Here is a 696-nt window from a genome sequence, read left to right on the forward strand (position 1 = left end):
TTCTATCTGGTTTGCTACGTAATACTTAGCCTACATACCTAACGCGTACTTCAATACTTGTGCTTTGATCGGCCCTGAATTTTCAGCCAGCTTTAATGCTGCATTGCGTGCAAACTTCAAAGGCCCCAAATCATTGCTAAAGCCTTTGTAGAAAAAATCCATACCGGTCTGCATTAGAAGATTATCCGGGCGACGAGTACGCTCATATTTTGCTAATAGAGCATCCGTTAACTCATCTTGCCCTTGTGTCACTGATAGCAATACATCAACGTCTTTCAAGCCTAAATTCACGCCCTGCCCCGCTAATGGATTGATTGTATGCGCTGAATCACCAACTAGCACACAACCTCTATGCGAATAGGACTGCGCGTGTCGACGTGTCAAAGGGAAAGAACCAAACTGCAGAACTTCGATATCTCCAAGCTCTTTAGGAAAGTGACGCACGATCTCTTCTCTTAATTGAGGTTTGGTCATCGCGCAAAGCTGTTTGATTCGTTTTGGGGAATCATACCAAACTAAAGATCCTTGCCCGACTTCTTGTCCATCTTCTGTCAATGAACACAAAGGTAGGAAAGAGCGAGGCCCACTAGGGGTGAACTGTTGCCAAGTAATGTCTTGTTGTGGCAACTCAGTCTTAACATTGATGAGCATACAATGTTGACGGTAATCCCAAGCAGTCACGCCAATACCCGCTAG

General features: G+C 44.8%; 1 protein-coding gene. It reads right to left on the reverse strand.

The annotated features are described in order from the left end of the window. Window positions 1–30 precede the first annotated feature (30 nt). On the reverse strand, window positions 31–696 hold a 666-nt coding region (locus tag R7Q09_RS25810), incomplete at its 5' end, for an FAD-dependent monooxygenase (RefSeq protein WP_318143899.1).

The organism is Vibrio sp. 2130-1 (assembly GCF_033339515.1).